Source organism: Bradyrhizobium sp. SZCCHNS1022, from assembly GCF_032484835.1.
Taxonomy (GTDB): domain Bacteria; phylum Pseudomonadota; class Alphaproteobacteria; order Rhizobiales; family Xanthobacteraceae; genus Bradyrhizobium.
Genome location: NZ_JAUETT010000001.1, coordinates 656,460 through 671,094, shown reverse-complemented (window position 1 = coordinate 671,094; position 14,635 = coordinate 656,460). Strand labels below are relative to the sequence as shown.

General features: G+C 64.4%; 14 protein-coding genes. 6 read left to right on the top strand and 8 right to left on the bottom strand.

What is annotated here, in order from left to right:
• Positions 1 to 60: 60 nt before the first annotated feature.
• Positions 61 to 1,638 carry a 2-polyprenylphenol 6-hydroxylase gene (gene ubiB, locus QX071_RS02970; RefSeq protein WP_315702350.1) on the bottom strand — a complete coding sequence of 526 codons (1,578 nt, stop codon included), beginning with the start codon at positions 1,636 to 1,638 and terminating at the stop codon, positions 61 to 63.
• Positions 1,635 to 2,396, bottom strand: coding sequence for a bifunctional demethylmenaquinone methyltransferase/2-methoxy-6-polyprenyl-1,4-benzoquinol methylase UbiE (ubiE, locus tag QX071_RS02965; protein ID WP_315702351.1), 762 nt, complete (start codon positions 2,394 to 2,396; stop codon positions 1,635 to 1,637). The genes ubiB and ubiE overlap by 4 nt, the downstream gene beginning before the upstream one ends.
• A 91-nt stretch (positions 2,397 to 2,487) precedes the next feature.
• On the opposite strand from ubiE, the gene mutM reads away from it, so the two are divergent.
• Positions 2,488 to 3,393 (top strand): bifunctional DNA-formamidopyrimidine glycosylase/DNA-(apurinic or apyrimidinic site) lyase, encoded by a 906-nt coding sequence (mutM, locus tag QX071_RS02960; RefSeq protein WP_315702352.1) that lies wholly within the window; start codon positions 2,488 to 2,490, stop codon positions 3,391 to 3,393.
• A gap of 77 nt (positions 3,394 to 3,470) precedes the next feature.
• On the opposite strand, the gene QX071_RS02955 is transcribed toward mutM, so the two are convergent.
• Positions 3,471 to 4,256 carry a ParA family protein gene (locus QX071_RS02955; protein WP_315702353.1) on the bottom strand — a complete coding sequence of 262 codons (786 nt, stop codon included), beginning with the start codon at positions 4,254 to 4,256 and terminating at the stop codon, positions 3,471 to 3,473.
• A 505-nt stretch (positions 4,257 to 4,761) separates the two neighbouring features.
• A complete protein-coding gene (locus tag QX071_RS02950; RefSeq protein ID WP_315702354.1) occupies positions 4,762 to 6,141 on the bottom strand; it encodes a serine protease in 1,380 nt (459 codons plus the stop codon).
• Between the two features lie 127 nt (positions 6,142 to 6,268).
• On the opposite strand from QX071_RS02950, the gene QX071_RS02945 reads away from it, so the two are divergent.
• Complete coding sequence (locus QX071_RS02945) at positions 6,269 to 7,069, top strand: molybdopterin-synthase adenylyltransferase MoeB (protein ID WP_315702355.1); 801 nt, start codon at positions 6,269 to 6,271, stop codon at positions 7,067 to 7,069.
• A 37-nt stretch (positions 7,070 to 7,106) separates the two neighbouring features.
• Here the strand turns inward: QX071_RS02945 and QX071_RS02940 are convergent, their stop codons facing one another.
• Both QX071_RS02940 and QX071_RS02935 read right to left on the bottom strand, forming a co-directional pair.
• Complete coding sequence (locus tag QX071_RS02940) at positions 7,107 to 8,108, bottom strand: aldo/keto reductase (RefSeq protein ID WP_315702356.1); 1,002 nt, start codon at positions 8,106 to 8,108, stop codon at positions 7,107 to 7,109.
• Positions 8,109 to 8,291: 183 nt separating this feature from the next.
• Positions 8,292 to 9,293: a D-glycerate dehydrogenase gene (locus QX071_RS02935; protein WP_315702357.1), complete on the bottom strand. Its 1,002-nt coding sequence runs from the start codon at positions 9,291 to 9,293 to the stop codon at positions 8,292 to 8,294.
• Positions 9,294 to 9,629: 336 nt separating this feature from the next.
• Between QX071_RS02935 and QX071_RS02930 the strand changes: the two genes are divergently transcribed.
• The gene (locus QX071_RS02930; protein ID WP_315702358.1) at positions 9,630 to 10,157 is read left to right on the top strand and encodes an SH3 domain-containing protein; all 528 of its coding nucleotides are present in this window, start codon (positions 9,630 to 9,632) and stop codon (positions 10,155 to 10,157) included.
• Positions 10,158 to 10,283: 126 nt separating this feature from the next.
• Here the strand turns inward: QX071_RS02930 and irrA are convergent, their stop codons facing one another.
• On the bottom strand, positions 10,284 to 10,757 hold the full coding sequence (irrA, locus tag QX071_RS02925; protein ID WP_409977480.1) for an iron response transcriptional regulator IrrA: 474 nt from the start codon (positions 10,755 to 10,757) through the stop codon (positions 10,284 to 10,286).
• 432 nt (positions 10,758 to 11,189) lie between these two features.
• On the opposite strand from irrA, the gene fabA reads away from it, so the two are divergent.
• The 3 genes from fabA to fabI all read left to right on the top strand — a co-directional run bounded on the left by fabA (position 11,190) and on the right by fabI (position 13,982).
• Complete coding sequence (fabA, locus tag QX071_RS02920) at positions 11,190 to 11,711, top strand: 3-hydroxyacyl-[acyl-carrier-protein] dehydratase FabA (protein WP_315703148.1); 522 nt, start codon at positions 11,190 to 11,192, stop codon at positions 11,709 to 11,711.
• 73 nt (positions 11,712 to 11,784) lie between these two features.
• The gene (gene fabB / locus QX071_RS02915; protein WP_315702359.1) at positions 11,785 to 13,008 is read left to right on the top strand and encodes a beta-ketoacyl-ACP synthase I; all 1,224 of its coding nucleotides are present in this window, start codon (positions 11,785 to 11,787) and stop codon (positions 13,006 to 13,008) included.
• 176 nt (positions 13,009 to 13,184) lie between these two features.
• Complete coding sequence (gene fabI / locus QX071_RS02910) at positions 13,185 to 13,982, top strand: enoyl-ACP reductase FabI (RefSeq protein WP_315702360.1); 798 nt, start codon at positions 13,185 to 13,187, stop codon at positions 13,980 to 13,982.
• 2 nt (positions 13,983 to 13,984) lie between these two features.
• Here fabI and QX071_RS02905 read toward each other — a convergent pair whose 3' ends face one another.
• Positions 13,985 to 14,584 (bottom strand): glutathione S-transferase family protein, encoded by a 600-nt coding sequence (locus QX071_RS02905; protein ID WP_315728102.1) that lies wholly within the window; start codon positions 14,582 to 14,584, stop codon positions 13,985 to 13,987.
• Between the last annotated feature and the right edge of the window lie 51 nt (positions 14,585 to 14,635).

The following is a 14,635-nucleotide window of genomic DNA, read 5'->3' as shown; positions in this document are numbered from 1 at the left end:
GATTGCAATGCTATCATATTTTGATTGCGTTGCAATCAGCAGTGGTCGCCCTCCCGGACCTTAGGCCAGCCGCAACACCGCGATCAGGATGCCGATGAACGTGGCGGCGATGATCCACAGCGCGATGGCGCGCCACCGGCTCTTCCTGCCCTCGGTGCGGCCCATGGCGGCGATCGATTCGGGGGAGAGCCGCAGGCCGTCGCGCGTCATCACCTCGAGATGCTCCAGCACGGAAGCGGCGCGGTAGGCCAGCTCCGGCAAGGTCACGGCCAGCCGCGCCAGATCGCCGACGCCGGATGCTGCGCTCTGGATGCGCCCAAGCGGACCTAAATTGCGTTCGATCCATTCGCGCACCACGGGGTCGGCGATCTTCCAGATGTCGAGCTTGGGATCGAAGCCGCGCGCCACGCCTTCGACCACGACCATGGTTTTCTGCAGCAGAATCAGCTCCGGACGGGTGCGCATGTCGAACAGGCCGGTGACCTCGAGCAGCAGCGTGAGCAGCTTGGCCATGGAGATCTCTTCGGCCGTGCGATTATGGATCGGCTCGCCGATGGCGCGGATCGCTTGCGCGAAATTCTCCACCGAGTGATGCGGCGGCACATAGCCGGCCTCGAAATGCACCTCGGCGACGCGGCGGTAGTTGCGGGTGATGAAGCCGAGCAGGATCTCGGCCAGGAAGCGGCGCTCTTTCATGCCGAGCCGGCCCATGATGCCGAAATCCACCGCGACCAGCCGTCCCTCCTTGTCGAGGAACAGGTTGCCCGGGTGCATGTCGGCATGGAAGAAGCCGTCCCGCAGTGCGTGGCGCAGGAAACTCTGGATCACCTTGCGGCCGAGATCGGGCAGATCGACATGGGCGGCCTCCAGCCGCGCCCTGTCGTTCAGCGCGATGCCGTCGATCCACTCCATGGTGAGCACGTTGTGCGCCGTGCGGTCCCAGTCGACGACCGGCACGCGGAAGTCGGGATCGTCCTTGGTGTTCTCGGCCATCTCCGAGAGCGCGGCCGCTTCGAGACGGAGATCCATCTCCATCGCGACCGAGCGCGACATCGTGTTGATCACCTCGACCAGCCGCAGCCGCCGCGCTTCCGCCGAATGCGCCTCGGCTTTTTCGGCGACGAAGAAGAAATCGGAGAGGTCGCGGCGGAAGCGCGACGCGACGTTCGGCCTGAGCACCTTGACGGCAACGGGAGTATGGATGCCGTCGCGTTCGACGTCGCCACGATGGACTTGAGCAATCGAGGCTGCAGCGACCGGCGGACCGAGCTGACAGAACACCTGGTTGATCGGGCGTTCGAGCGCGGTGGCGATCACGGCTTCCGCTTCGGCCTGCGAGAACGGCGGCAGCCGGTCCTGCAGCGACTCCAGGTCGCGCGCCATGATGACGCCGACCACGTCGGGACGCGTCGCCAGGAACTGGCCGAGCTTGAGATAGGCCGGGCCCATTCGTTCCAAGGCGCGCGACAGCCGCGGGCCGGACTTGGCGCCCGGGCGTTCGATCAGGCGCGCCAGCTTCAGCGGTATCTGACCGGAAGGCGGCACGAGAGCCGGGTCGACGGCACCGAACACGCCCTCGCGCGCGAAGACGAAAGCGGCCCGGGTGAGCCGCACGATATGGGTCAGTGCCGAGATCACAAACGCCAGCCGGAATGGAGCGCGACGATGCCGCCGGAGAGGATTTGCCAGGAAACGCGGGCGAAGCCAGCGTCGGAGATCATCTCGCCGAATGCGCTGGGGGTCGGAAACTTGCGGATGGACTCGACCAGGTAACGGTAGGACTCGGCGTCGCCGGTGACCGCGCGGCCGAGCTGCGGGATCACGTTGAAGGAGAACATGTCGTAGAGCTTGTCGAGGCCGGGGACCTGAACCGTGGAGAACTCGAGGCACAGGAAGCGGCCGCCATGCTTGAGCACACGATGGGCTTCGCGCAAGGCGAGATCGATTTGCGGCACGTTGCGGATGCCGAAGGCGATCGTATAGGCGTCGAAGGAGCGGTCGGGGAAAGCCAGCGCCTCGGCATTGCCCTCGACGAAGGAGACCTTGTCTTCGAGATATTGCTTGATGGCGCGCTGGCGCCCGACCTCGAGCATGTCGCCATTGATGTCGCAGACGGTGGCATGGAAGCCGGCTCCGGCCGCCTTCGCCGCCCGGAAGGCGATGTCGCCGGTGCCGCCGGCGACATCGAGCAGGGCAAATGGCTGATCGCCCTTCGGCGGGTTCAGCGTATTGATCATGATGTCCTTCCAGACGCGGTGCAGCCCGCCCGACATCAGGTCGTTCATCAGGTCGTAGCGGGACGCCACGCTGTGAAACACGTCGTTTACCAGCGTCTGCTTCTCGCCCAGGGGCACATCCCTGAAGCCGAAATGCGTGGTTTGGTCCGGCCGATCCATCACCCTACTCCGATACGGGACCATAGCGTGCCCGTCGCAATGGCGCTATCACGTCACTTCGATAAGGTGAATGGCGACAGAGGTGAATTGATTGCCTGAACTGCCCGAAGTCGAGACGGTCCGCCGCGGCCTGCAGCCGGTGATGGAGGGCGCCAGGATCGTGGCGGCCGAGGCGCGGCGCAAGGATCTGCGGTTTCCATTCCAGAAGGATTTCGTGGCGCGCCTCAACGGCCAGACCGTGACCGGGCTCGGCCGCCGCGCCAAATACCTGCTCGCCGATCTCGGCTCCGGCGACGTGCTTCTGATGCATCTCGGCATGTCCGGCTCGTTTCGCGTGCTGAAGCCGGACGAGGCCACTGCGCCCGGCGCCTTTCATCACCCGCGCGGCAAGGACGAGAATCACGACCATGTCGTGTTTCACATGTCCTCCGGCGCCGACGTTGTGTTCAACGATCCGCGCCGCTTCGGCTACATGAAAGTGATTCCGCGTAACGCGCTGGACGAGGAGCCCCTCCTGAAGGACCTCGGGCCCGAGCCGCTCGGCAATGAGTTCGACGCGGCGATGCTGGCGCGCTCATGCGCCAACAAGAAGACCAGCCTGAAGGCGGCGCTGCTCGACCAGCGGGTCGTGGCGGGACTGGGCAACATCTATGTCTGCGAAGCGTTGTTCCGCGCGCATCTGTCGCCACGCCGGCTGGCGGCCACCCTGGCCACGAAGGCCGGACAACGCAAGGGCGTTGCCGGGGCGGAGCCGACCGACCGTGCCGAGAAGCTGGTCGAGGCGATCCACGCGGTGCTGAACGAGGCGATCAAGGCGGGGGGATCGTCATTGCGCGACCACCGCCAGACCTCGGGCGAGCTCGGCTACTTCCAGCATTCGTTCCAGGTCTATGACCGGGAAGGTCAGCCCTGCCGCAGCAAGGGATGCGACGGCGTCGTCAAGAGGTTCACCCAGAACGGACGCTCGACCTTCTGGTGTCCGAAGTGCCAGAAGTAAGCGCCCGACCGCGGCCGGGGCTGGGCGTCGACCGCGCGATTGGCTCGGTGAAGTACAGGTAAAGTACACCTGCCGTTCTAGAATCCCGTCTCCCAGGTGATGTTGCTGTCGGCCCAGGTCGGATAGGCGCGCGCCGCGGTGGCCTCGCGTTCTTCGGCGGTCGGCCGCAGCAGGATCGGAAATTCCACGTCCATCAATTCGTTCGCTTCCTGCACCACCTGGTCACCGGCGATCTTGCCGATGGTCCAGCGCCACAGGCTGCTGATTTCCTGCGCGCACTTGCCCTCGGGCGCGAATTCGCAGACGCCGAGGCCGGCGGCGAGCGCATCCTGATGGTCGTTGCGCATCATGATGAAGGGCTGCGCCAGTACTTCGGCGATGTCGCGCGGTGCGTCATTGTCGAGCGCCGTGGTGGCGTCGGTGACACGATGGCCGCCGCGGATCGGCGTCTGGTTGAGCACGAAGGCGAACGGCTTGCGCCAGGCGCGCACCACGCTCAAGGTCGGCGCGGTGGCTTCGATGTCGGCAACGCTCGGACGCGCCGGGATCAGGCAGAGGTCGCAGTGGCGGATGGCCGCGGTCGACGCCGCGTTGACGCCGCTTGCGGTATCGATGATACAGACCGTCACGCCGCCGCGCGCGAGTGCCTCCAGGCGCTGTTCGATCATCTTGGCGTCGTATACGGCCTCGACGATGGGCTCGGCCTGATGACGCCTGGCCTGCCATTTCGACAACGTGCCCTGCCGGTCGGTCTCGATCACGCGCACATTGTGTCCGGCCTGTTGGGCAGCCACTGCAAGGCCGATGGCCAGCGTGCTCTTGCCGCTTCCGCCTTTCTGGGTGGCCAGAACGATCGTATACATCGGTCAGTAGTCCTTCGGCTGTTGACGGAACTTGATGGAACGCCAGCTGAGTTGCACCGCGCAACCTGCGATGCGGAGCTATTCTCGCTCAGGACGGTCCGGTCCGACCCAAAGGCACTTGCAACAGGCACTTGGAATCGCGGTGGTCCGAATCAGCACGCCGACAAATCTGATCGAACTATGTCACGCCGCAGGTGTCACCACATCCCGTTCGACTACGGCAGGACTCGTTCTGAGTTGATAGCAAGGTGCGTCGGAATCCAACGGCTTGAAGGGCCGTCGATCGGCCGCTCGGGACTTAAAAGCCGTTCTGCGATGATGGCGTCATCTGCAGGATGCGGGCTCTGCGGCCAAAGAGCTTCCTAATTTTGTGTAAAATGGTTTGCTTAATTTTGGGTAAACGAAGGCAGTGAGCGTGCCGCTCCCGGCCCCGGCAACTGGCGATTGAGGCGGCAAGGCGAAACCGCCGAGACCGCCGCACGTCGCGGCGTTCGTCTGTTCGCGGCTACTTCCGAACACAGATCACGCGCACCGTCGCGGCCTTCGCGTCCGCCGATTTGCCATCGAGACCGACGCCGTTCCCGGTGAGAAAGTCGCGCACGACTGCGGCCGATACGAGCACCGCCTGGGTGCCCGGCACGGCCGACGTTGCCCCCGCGACCACCGCCTGTTTAGCCAGCGCAAGCCCTGTAAAGCGGCTGTCGGCATCCATCGCGGGCGCGCCGGAGAAACCGAGACCGAGCGAGGGCGTCAATGAAAGTTCGCCGCTTCCGGCAGACGTTCCCTGCGCCGTCGCCTGCGCCTTGACCGTGCTGACCGCGGACCCGCCACCCTGATTTTGCGGATCGGCAATGCCGACGATGTCGAGGCTGGATTTCGCGCTGCCGGGGGCCAGGTTGAGCGGCCTCAAGCCGCGGGCACCGTAGATGCGCAGCAGTGCCAGGCCATGCGCCTTGTCGTCGGCCACGCGATCGGCATGGCCGAAGCCGCCGATCGTGATCGCGAGACAACCGTCGACGATCTCGCGATCGGTCACGACGGCCCCGTCCTCGCTGACGACGAGGCCGGTGCCGTAATCGACCGTGCGCCGCGGCGGCGGCGCTGCGGCCGCGGTCGGGAACGCGGCAAATGCGCTCGACATGGCGATCACCACCGGGTCCAGGGTACTTTCCATCGCCTGATCATAGAGGATGGTGAGGGTGCGCACCTCGTCACCCCTGAAGGTGCCGCGGACATAGAACTTCTTCTGCTCCTGCGTGCCGGAGAGCACGAAGAAATCGGGTTTGACTGCGGTGTAGCCGACCGTGCGCCCGGCCGGCTCCTTCTTCTCGCGTTCGGCGAGTGCTGCGGTGGTCGGATTGGCTTCCTTGCGCCGTGCCAGGAGGATCTGCACCGTTCCGGTCGGCGAGCTCCATTTGGAGCCCCCGGCATCGCTCGCCTGTTGCGGCACCAGCTTGGTCGGGAGTCCGATTTTCGCTCCGGTCACGGGATCGGTGACGATCTTCCAGCCGACCGCCTCTTGCTTGCGCCGGGCGGCATCGGCCAGCGCGCTGCGCTCCTGCGGATTGAGGACGCCGGTCGGCTCGCCGCCTTTGAGTTTCTGATACGCCTTGACGGCGTTCACCATGCGCGCGCTGGCCTCGCCGGTGATCGCGCCGTTATATTGCCCGACCCAGGCGAGATCGGATTGCAGCGCCAGCCGCTGGGCCGCCGTCATCGCGTTGGCCGGGTCTGCCGGCGGCTGGGCCGCCGGGCGCGCCGGCACGGCAGCTCCCGTTTTGGGTTTGACGCCGGAGGAGGGGGGCGTGCTCAGCTGGGCCAGCGCAGGACTGACGCCAAGCAGCAAGGTCGCCGAGATCGATGTTGCCCAGGCCAATGGTCTCATGACAAATCCCAAACTCTTGCGGCGCAAATAAATAAACCCATCTGCTTGGTCGGTCGAATCGGGCGCGGGTTCAGGCTGCCGAAAGGCCGATGGCTCCGTCAGAGTTCGCGGAAGGACGTGTGAGACGATGCTGAGCGAGGAAGAACTCGAGCGTTATGCCCGCCACATCGTGTTGCGCGACGTCGGCGGCCCCGGGCAGGCGGCGCTGAAGCGAGCCTCGGTGCTGGTGGTTGGCGCCGGCGGGCTCGGCGCGCCGGCCTTGATGTATCTCGCCGCGGCCGGTGTCGGCACGCTCGGTGTGGTCGATGATGATGTCGTGTCGCTCTCCAACCTGCAGCGTCAGGTGATTCATGCGACGCCCGATATCGGCCGGCCCAAGGTCGAGAGCGCGGCCGAGCGCATCCAGGCGCTCAACCCGCACGTCAATGTCGTTGCGCATCGGACCTGGCTGAACGCCGACAACGTGCTCGATGTGGTCGGTGCTTATGATCTCGTGCTCGACGGCTCCGACAATTTCGACACGCGATATCTGGTGTCGGATGCCTGTTTCCTGGCGAGGAAGCCGTTGATTACCGGCGCGCTCGGCACCTTCGATGCCTCGCTGACCACGATCCGCGCGCATGAGACGAATGCGCAAGGCATTTTCAATCCGACCTATCGCTGCCTGTTTCCCGAACCGCCGCCGCCCGGCACCGTGCCGGCCTGCGCGGAGGCCGGCGTCATGGGCGCGCTCGCCGGCGTCCTCGGTTCGATGATGGCACTGGAAGCGATCCGGGAGGTCGTCGGTTTCGGTGACGGCCTGGTCGGCCGGCTGCTGATGCTGGACGCGCGCACCATGCGCTTCGAGACCCTGCGCTACAGCCGCGATCCGACCAATCCCCTGAATGGCGATGGGCCTGTCATCGCCGATCTGAGCGCGCATCGGTGAGATCGACCTCTCCCGCACGCGGGAGAGGCAGCGACGATCACGCCGTCAGTCGGCGCTCGCTGTCCATATGGACAAGCTGCGATTCCTGATAGCGGGCGCCGGCGGCAACACCCGGTGGGAAAGCCTTGTCGAGCGCGGCGAGATGCGCCTCGGTCAGCTTCAGCGCGAGCGCACCGAGAGCTTCCGACAGGCGGTCGCGGCGCCTTGCACCGACCAGCGGCACGATATCCTTGCCTTGGGCCGCGACCCAAGCGATCGCCACCTGTGCCGGAGAGGCGCCGATATCATCGGCGATTCCGCGCAAGGTCTCGACCAGCGCGAGATTCTTGTCGAGATTGTCGCCCTGAAACCGTGGTGCGCTGCTACGGAAATCCTTCACGGCCCGGTCCTTCGACCAGTGGCCGCTGATCAGGCCGCGCGAGAGCACGCCGTAAGCGGTGATGCCGATGCCGAGCTCGCGGCAGGTCTTCAGGATGTCGCCCTCGATGCCGCGCGAGACGAGCGAATATTCGATCTGCAGGTCGCTGATCGGATGCACCTTGTGGGCGCGGCGAATGGACTCCGAACCCACTTCCGACAGGCCGATATGCTTGATGTAGCCGGCCTGCTTCAGCTCTGCCATGGCGCCGATGGTCTCTTCGATCGGCACCGACGGATCGAGCCGGGCAGGACGATAGATGTCGATCGCTTCGACGCCGAGCCGCTGCAGCGAGTAGGCGAGGAAATTGCGCACGGCAGCCGGCCGGCTATCGTAGCCGTGCCAACCCTTGGCGGGATCGCGCAGCGCGCCGAACTTGACCGAGATCTGCAGGTTGCGAGGCCCGGCCGAGGCAAGCGCCTCGCGGATCAGCGTCTCGTTATGGCCCATGCCGTAGAAGTCGCCGGTGTCGAGCAGCGTGATGCCCGCATCGAGCGCGGCATGAATCGTGGCGATGCTCTCGGAGCGGTCGGCCGGACCGTAGAAGTCCGACATGCCCATGCAGCCAAGACCAATGGCGGATACGCGTGGGCCGGTCGCGCCGAGTTGACGGATTTCCATGATCGTTCTCCTTCGCTGGGACAGCGGCCGCTGGGGCCGACTGGACAACGCGGATATCGATCGTTTTCCTCGGTTCGATAAGCCGGACAATTCCGAACGGACCGTTCGGAATGCCGAACAATCAGCGTGGCCGCGGCTTCGGAGCGACGCAAGATCGCCCCCGCCCTGCACGGCAGGGCAAGCTCACAGCATGCTGGGTAGCACCCGATCCGGTGGCTTATGGCTGTCGAGGAAGGTCTTGATGTTGATGATGACCTTCTCGCCCATTTCGACCCGGCCTTCGATCGTGGCCGAGCCCATGTGCGGGAGCAGCGTGACCTTGCCGGCTTTGGCAAGCCGCACCAGGCGCGGGCTGACTGCAGGCTCATGTTCGAACACGTCGAGCCCGGCGCCGGCGATATCGCCGGATTCGATCAGCTTGGTCATCGTCTCTTCGTCGATCACCTCGCCGCGCGCGGTGTTGACGATGTAGGCGTCCTTGCGGATCAGCTTCAGCCGCCGCGCCGACAACAGATGGAACGTGGCCGGCGTGTGCGGACAGTTCACCGAGATGATGTCCATCCGCGCCAGCATCTGGTCCAGGCTTTCCCAATAGGTCGCGCCCAGCTGCTCGGCGATGACAGGGGCCACCGGACGGCGGTTGTGATAGTGAATCTGCAGGCCGAAGGCGCGGGCGCGGCGCGCCACCGCCTGACCGATCCTGCCCATGCCGATGATGCCGAGCCGCTTGCCGCCGATACGGTGGCCGAGCATCCAGGTCGGCGACCAGCCCGCCCAGTTCTTGCCCTCGGTCAGGATCGAAGCGCCCTCGATCAGCCGTCGTGGCACGGCAAGGATCAGCGCCATGGTCATGTCGGCGGTATCCTCGGTGAGCACTTTCGGCGTGTTGGTCACGGTGATGCCGCGCGCGATCGCTGCGGCCACGTCGATATTGTCGACGCCGTTGCCGAAATTCGCGATCAGCCGCAGCTTGCTCTCGGGCGTGTTCAGGATGTCGGCGGTGATGTGGTCGGTGACCGTCGGAACCAGGACGTCGGCAGTCCGCACAGCCTCGGCCAACTGCTCCGCGCTCATCGGTTCGTCGTCGAGATTGAGCCGGGCGTCGAACAGCTCGCGCATCCGGGTCTCGATCGAGTCCGGCAACTTGCGCGTCACCACGACCAGAGGCTTTTTCCTAACCGACATGTCTTGCTCTCATGAGATCCTTCAGACCTCATTAACCGGGTTCGCCGAAACTACCGTCGCAGCCTATGCCGGCGTTCCCAGGGGATGGTCTCTCGGATCTGTTTTGGGGTTCCCGATCCGTCCCTTGCAAGGATTCGCCGGACGTTGAGGCGCGTCCTGGCCGTTGTGTTCGGTCCTCTGTAGCAGAAGGCAGGCCCAAGACAAGGCGCAGGACGCCCGCCGGAAGGTCCCCGCCCGCACAGGGGGATCCGGCGGGGTCGGTGGGAGCGGGCGAACGATTGCACGTGCGAAATCGGTCGAGGCGTCGATTCGGCGAGGGAGAGTGAGTTGCGTTTGATGGCGTTGGGGCGTTTTTCTTCGTTCGTGATGCTGGTCGCGGCCTTTCTGGGATTTGCGCTCAACCCGCCTGCCTCGGCCAAGGACTCCACACCGACCACCAGCGGCCTGCCCGTGCCGCGCTACGTCAGCCTGAAATCGGACCATGTGAATGTGCGGGCCGGTCCGACCAAGGACAACGATGTCGCCTGGGTCTACACCCGCTCGGGCCTGCCGGTGGAGATCACCGCCGAATATGAGAATTGGCGCCGGGTGCGCGATTCCGAAGGCGCGGAGGGGTGGGTGTATCATTCGCTTTTGTCGGGCCGCCGCACCGCTGTCGTGACGATGAAGAACAAGGATGACCTCGCCTCGCTCTACGACAGCGCCGATGCGACAAGCTCAGTCACCGCGCGCCTGCAGGCCGGCGTGATCGCTCAGGTCAAGAAGTGCAACGGCTCATGGTGCCACGTCTCCGGCAACGGCTTTGATGGCTGGATCGAGCAGCAGAGGCTGTGGGGCGTCTACGCCGACGAGCAGGTGAACTAAGCGCCCGTGTCGCCGCGCCGATCACCGGCGGCTCGATTCCGATCTTCGTCTTGCCCTGAAACGCAAAATGGCCGGAACAATCCGGCCATGACGACAAGTCCGGGCGCCGCAGAGTGTGCCAGCGGCTCAGCGCTTCTTGCGCAGGCGCACCACCATGTCGACGCGGGAAATCTCGTAACCGTCCGGGACCTCTGGAAGCTTGGTCAAGGCCAGATGCTGATCGGGAATGTCGACCAGCTCGTGGTTGTTCTCGAGATAAAAATGATGATGCGTGGTGACGTTGGTGTCGAAATAGGTTTTCGTGCCGTCGACGCTGACCTGGCGCAGCAGCCCCGCATCGGTGAGCTGGTTGAGCGTATTGTAGACGGTGGCGAGCGAGACCGGAACTTTGGCCAGCGTCGCTTCCTCATAGAGCATCTCGGCCGTCAGATGCCGCGCGCCCTTCCCGAACAAGAGCCAGCCCAACGCCATGCGTTGCCGTGTCGGACGCAGGCCCGCCGCCTGCAGCATTTCGTTGACGTCGTGCCAGGGGCAGCCGTTGAGCGCAGGTTGGCGCCCGGTTCCGAGCCTGTCGCGGCTCGTCCGGTCGTCACTCACGATCGATGCGTTGTCGGTCGCGTCCACTTCAAACACCGCAAGTTGATACTCTTAAAAAGATATATGGAGAGAAAGCGGTACAGATGCAAGCTCTTCGCAACTGAGCCTATCTAGAACGCTCCTAAATCGCGTGAGCGCCTCGGAAACGACCGGAAAAAGATGCGGCGATTTAACCGGTCTCGGTGCTTTGCCGCCGAACGCCCCTATGTTAGAGAGCGGCCGGACCGGAACGGCCCGTTTGGCAATGGTGATCGCCATTTTGCCTTGAGCTTGCCGTCCGGCGTCGTCATCAGGTGTTCGACTGCAGGTTTTTACCTCCAGGAGGCCTGGCTCAAGCTGCCTCCGACACGGTTGGTGAACGGGCGCTTGGGCAGCGAGGCAGGTCCGATTTCGCGCGAAAATCTCCATCGGAGATGTTGAGGAGGCTATTTGAGCATGCTGGATCGGCGCAGCGGTTATGAATATGAGGACTTGCTGGCCTGCGGGCGCGGAGAGCTGTTCGGTCCGGGTAATGCCCAGCTGCCGCTGCCGCCGATGCTGATGTTCGATCGCATCACGCAAATTACCGATACGGGCGGCGAATTCGGCAAGGGCCTGGTCCGCGCCGAACTCGACGTGAAGCCGGATCTCTGGTTCTTTGCCTGCCATTTCAAGAACGACCCGGTCATGCCGGGCTGCCTCGGCCTGGATGCGCTGTGGCAGATGGTGGGTTTCTACCTCGGCTGGATCGGCGGCGAAGGCCGCGGGAGGGCTCTCGGCCTCGGCGAGTTGAAGTTCTCCGGCCAGGTGCTGCCGCACGTTCGCAAGGTCGAGTACAACGTCGACATCAAACGCGTGATGCGCTCAAAGCTGGTACTTGGTATTGCCGATGGGTGGCTTTCCATGGACGGCGAGATTATCTATCGCGCCAAGGATCTGAAGGTCGGCTTGTTCAAACAAGGGACTGCGCCGTCTTGAACCGGTCGCATCCAAACACAGACATTGTAGCAACCGTGATTGCGCAAGGACACAAGGGTAAGGCGAGGCGGACATGAGGCGGGTTGTCATCACCGGGATGGGCATCGTCTCATCGATCGGCAACAACACCCAGGAAGTGCTGGCGAGCCTCCATGAGGCGAAGTCGGGCATCTCCCGCGCCGAGAAATATGCCGAGCTCGGCTTTCGTTCGCAGGTGCAAGGTGCGCCGACCCTGAATCCGGCCGAGGTCGTCGACCGCCGGGCCATGCGCTTTCTCGGTGAGGGCGCAGCCTGGAATCACGTCGCGATGGAGCAGGCGATCCAGGACTCGGGGCTGGAGCCGAACGAGGTCTCCAACATCAAGACCGGCATCATCATGGGCTCCGGCGGTCCGTCGACGCGCACCGTGGTCGAAGCGGCGGATATCACCCGCACCAAGGGCCCGAAGCGGGTCGGACCTTTCGCAGTGCCGAAGGCGATGTCGTCGACCGCATCCGCCACGCTTGCGACCTGGTTCAAGATCAAGGGCGTGAACTACTCGATCTCCTCGGCCTGTGCGACCTCGAATCATTGCATCGGCAATGCCTACGAGATGATCCAGTACGGCAAGCAGGACGTGATGTTCGCCGGCGGCTGCGAGGAGCTTGACTGGACCCTGTCGGTGCTGTTCGACGCCATGGGCGCGATGTCCTCCAAGCACAATGACACGCCCGCCACCGCCTCGCGTCCCTACGACGTCACGCGCGATGGCTTCGTGATCGCCGGCGGTGCCGGTGTGGTGGTGCTGGAGGAACTCGAGCACGCCAAGGCGCGCGGCGCCAAGATCTATGCCGAGCTCGTCGGCTATGGCGCTACCTCCGACGGCTATGACATGGTCGCACCGTCGGGCGAGGGCGCGGAGCGCTGCATGCAGATGGCGCTATCTACGGTCAAGACCAAGATCGACTATATCAACCCGCACGCCACGTCGACGCCGGCCGGCGATCCGCCGGAAATCGAGGCGATCCGCAAGGTGTTCGGCAGGGGCGAGAAATGTCCGCCGATCTCGGCGACCAAGGCGCTGACGGGGCATTCGCTCGGTGCGACCGGCGTGCAGGAAGCGATCTATTCGCTTCTGATGATGAAGAACGGTTTCATCTGTGAAAGCGCCAACATCACCGAGCTCGATCCGATCTTCGCGGACATGCCGATCGTACGCAAGCGCATCGACAACGCCAAGCTCGGCACGGTGCTGTCCAACTCGTTCGGCTTCGGTGGTACCAACGCCACGCTGGTCTTCAAGCACCTCGACGCCTAACCCCATCGCACGGCCTGGGCGATCCGAGGGATCGGACCGGGCTCTCGTTGGTGAGGACATCGGACATGTCCAGGCCAGCAAGCCCTTGACGGCTCGGGCGACTGCTGGCGAGGTGCAGGCACGTGCCGCCTCGACGTGGCCGAGACGTCCTCCAGCAAACTAGGAAGCACTGCACCATGCACGAGCTGATGAAGGGCAAGCGCGGGCTGATCATGGGCATCGCCAATGATCATTCGATCGCCTGGGGCATTGCGAAGACGCTCGCCGCCCATGGCGCCGAGATGGCCTTCACCTATCAGGGTGACGCGCAGGCGCGGCGGCTGCGGCCGCTGGCTCAGACGCTCGGATCGGATCTCGTGCTGCCCTGCGATGTCGAGGACATCGCAAGCGTTGATGCCGTGTTCGAGGCCCTGAGCAAGAGCTGGGACCGGCTCGATTTCGTCGTTCATGCGATCGGCTTCACCGACAAGAACGAGTTGCGTGGGCGCTATGCCGATACCACGCGCGAGAATTTCCTGCGCACCATGCTGATCTCCTGCTTCTCCTTCACCGAGGTGGCGAAGCGGGCGGTGCCGCTGATGACCGACGGCGGCTCGATGATCACGCTGACCTATGGCGCCTCGATGCGGGCGATGCCGAACTACAATGTCATGGGCGTCGCAAAGGCTGCGCTGGAGTCCTCGGTGCGCTATCTCGCGGCGGATTTCGGCGCCCAGCGCATTCGCGTCAATGCGATCTCTGCCGGTCCGGTGCGTACGCTGGCCGGCTCGGTGATCGGCGACGCGCGAGCGATGTTCGGATTCCAGCAGAAGCATTCGCCGCTCGGACGCGGCGTGACGCTCGATGAGCTCGGCGGCTCCGCGCTGTATTTGTTGTCCGACCTCGCCGGCGGCGTCACCGGCGAAATCCATTACGTCGATTCCGGTTTCAACATCGTGCTGCAGCCGCGGCCGGAGAACCTGCCGCCGGAATAGCGTTATTGGCCTGAGGCGATCTTCTCGGCGCGCTGGAAAGCGGGCCGCGCGATGCAGCGCCCGATATAGGCGTCGAAGGACGGCCGCGACGGCAACATCTTGAACAGCCGGACCGAGAAATTCAGCGCCGAGCCAATGACGACATCGGCGGCCGAGAAGTCCTCGCCAAGAATCCAAGGTCCTTTCGCCAGCGCCTGATCGAGCACGTCGACCACGCGTGCGACTTCGCCCCAGCCCGCGGCGACCGGGTTCATCTCCAGCTTGGTCGCGACCTGGACCATCGCGGGCTCGATGCAGCCGGGCGCGAAGAACAGCCATTGCAGGTATTTCGCGCGGCGTGGATCGCCGACGGCAGGCGCGAGCTTCGCCTCCGGATAGCGCTCGGCGATATAGGCGCAGATCGCCGCAGCCTCGGCCAGCGTCGCGTCGCTATCCTTCAGCGCGGGCACCTTGCCCATCGGATTGATCGCGAGATATTCGGCCGACTTCTGCGCGCCTGTGGTGATGTCGATAAGGACCCGCTCATAGGGTTGACCGGCTTCTTCCAGCATCCAGAGCGCGGTGAACGAGCGCGTCCTTGGAGCCCAATAGAGTTGCATCATGGGTGTTTCCGTCGCTTGGCTGGGGGATGCACTTTCAGAGCTGCACTCGAA

What these genes read in the sequence shown, in the direction of transcription:
- ubiE (WP_315702351.1), bottom strand. Translation starts at nt 2,396, where the DNA reads ATGGATCGGCCGGACCAAACCACGCATTTCGGCTTCAGGGATGTGCCC.
- QX071_RS02955 (WP_315702353.1), bottom strand. Translation starts at nt 4,256, where the DNA reads ATGTATACGATCGTTCTGGCCACCCAGAAAGGCGGAAGCGGCAAGAGC.
- QX071_RS02950 (WP_315702354.1), bottom strand. Translation starts at nt 6,141, where the DNA reads ATGAGACCATTGGCCTGGGCAACATCGATCTCGGCGACCTTGCTGCTT.
- QX071_RS02945 (WP_315702355.1), top strand. Translation starts at nt 6,269, where the DNA reads ATGCTGAGCGAGGAAGAACTCGAGCGTTATGCCCGCCACATCGTGTTG.
- QX071_RS02940 (WP_315702356.1), bottom strand. Translation starts at nt 8,108, where the DNA reads ATGGAAATCCGTCAACTCGGCGCGACCGGCCCACGCGTATCCGCCATT.
- QX071_RS02935 (WP_315702357.1), bottom strand. Translation starts at nt 9,293, where the DNA reads ATGTCGGTTAGGAAAAAGCCTCTGGTCGTGGTGACGCGCAAGTTGCCG.
- QX071_RS02930 (WP_315702358.1), top strand. Translation starts at nt 9,630, where the DNA reads ATGGCGTTGGGGCGTTTTTCTTCGTTCGTGATGCTGGTCGCGGCCTTT.
- fabA (WP_315703148.1), top strand. Translation starts at nt 11,190, where the DNA reads ATGCTGGATCGGCGCAGCGGTTATGAATATGAGGACTTGCTGGCCTGC.
- fabB (WP_315702359.1), top strand. Translation starts at nt 11,785, where the DNA reads ATGAGGCGGGTTGTCATCACCGGGATGGGCATCGTCTCATCGATCGGC.
- fabI (WP_315702360.1), top strand. Translation starts at nt 13,185, where the DNA reads ATGCACGAGCTGATGAAGGGCAAGCGCGGGCTGATCATGGGCATCGCC.
- QX071_RS02905 (WP_315728102.1), bottom strand. Translation starts at nt 14,584, where the DNA reads ATGATGCAACTCTATTGGGCTCCAAGGACGCGCTCGTTCACCGCGCTC.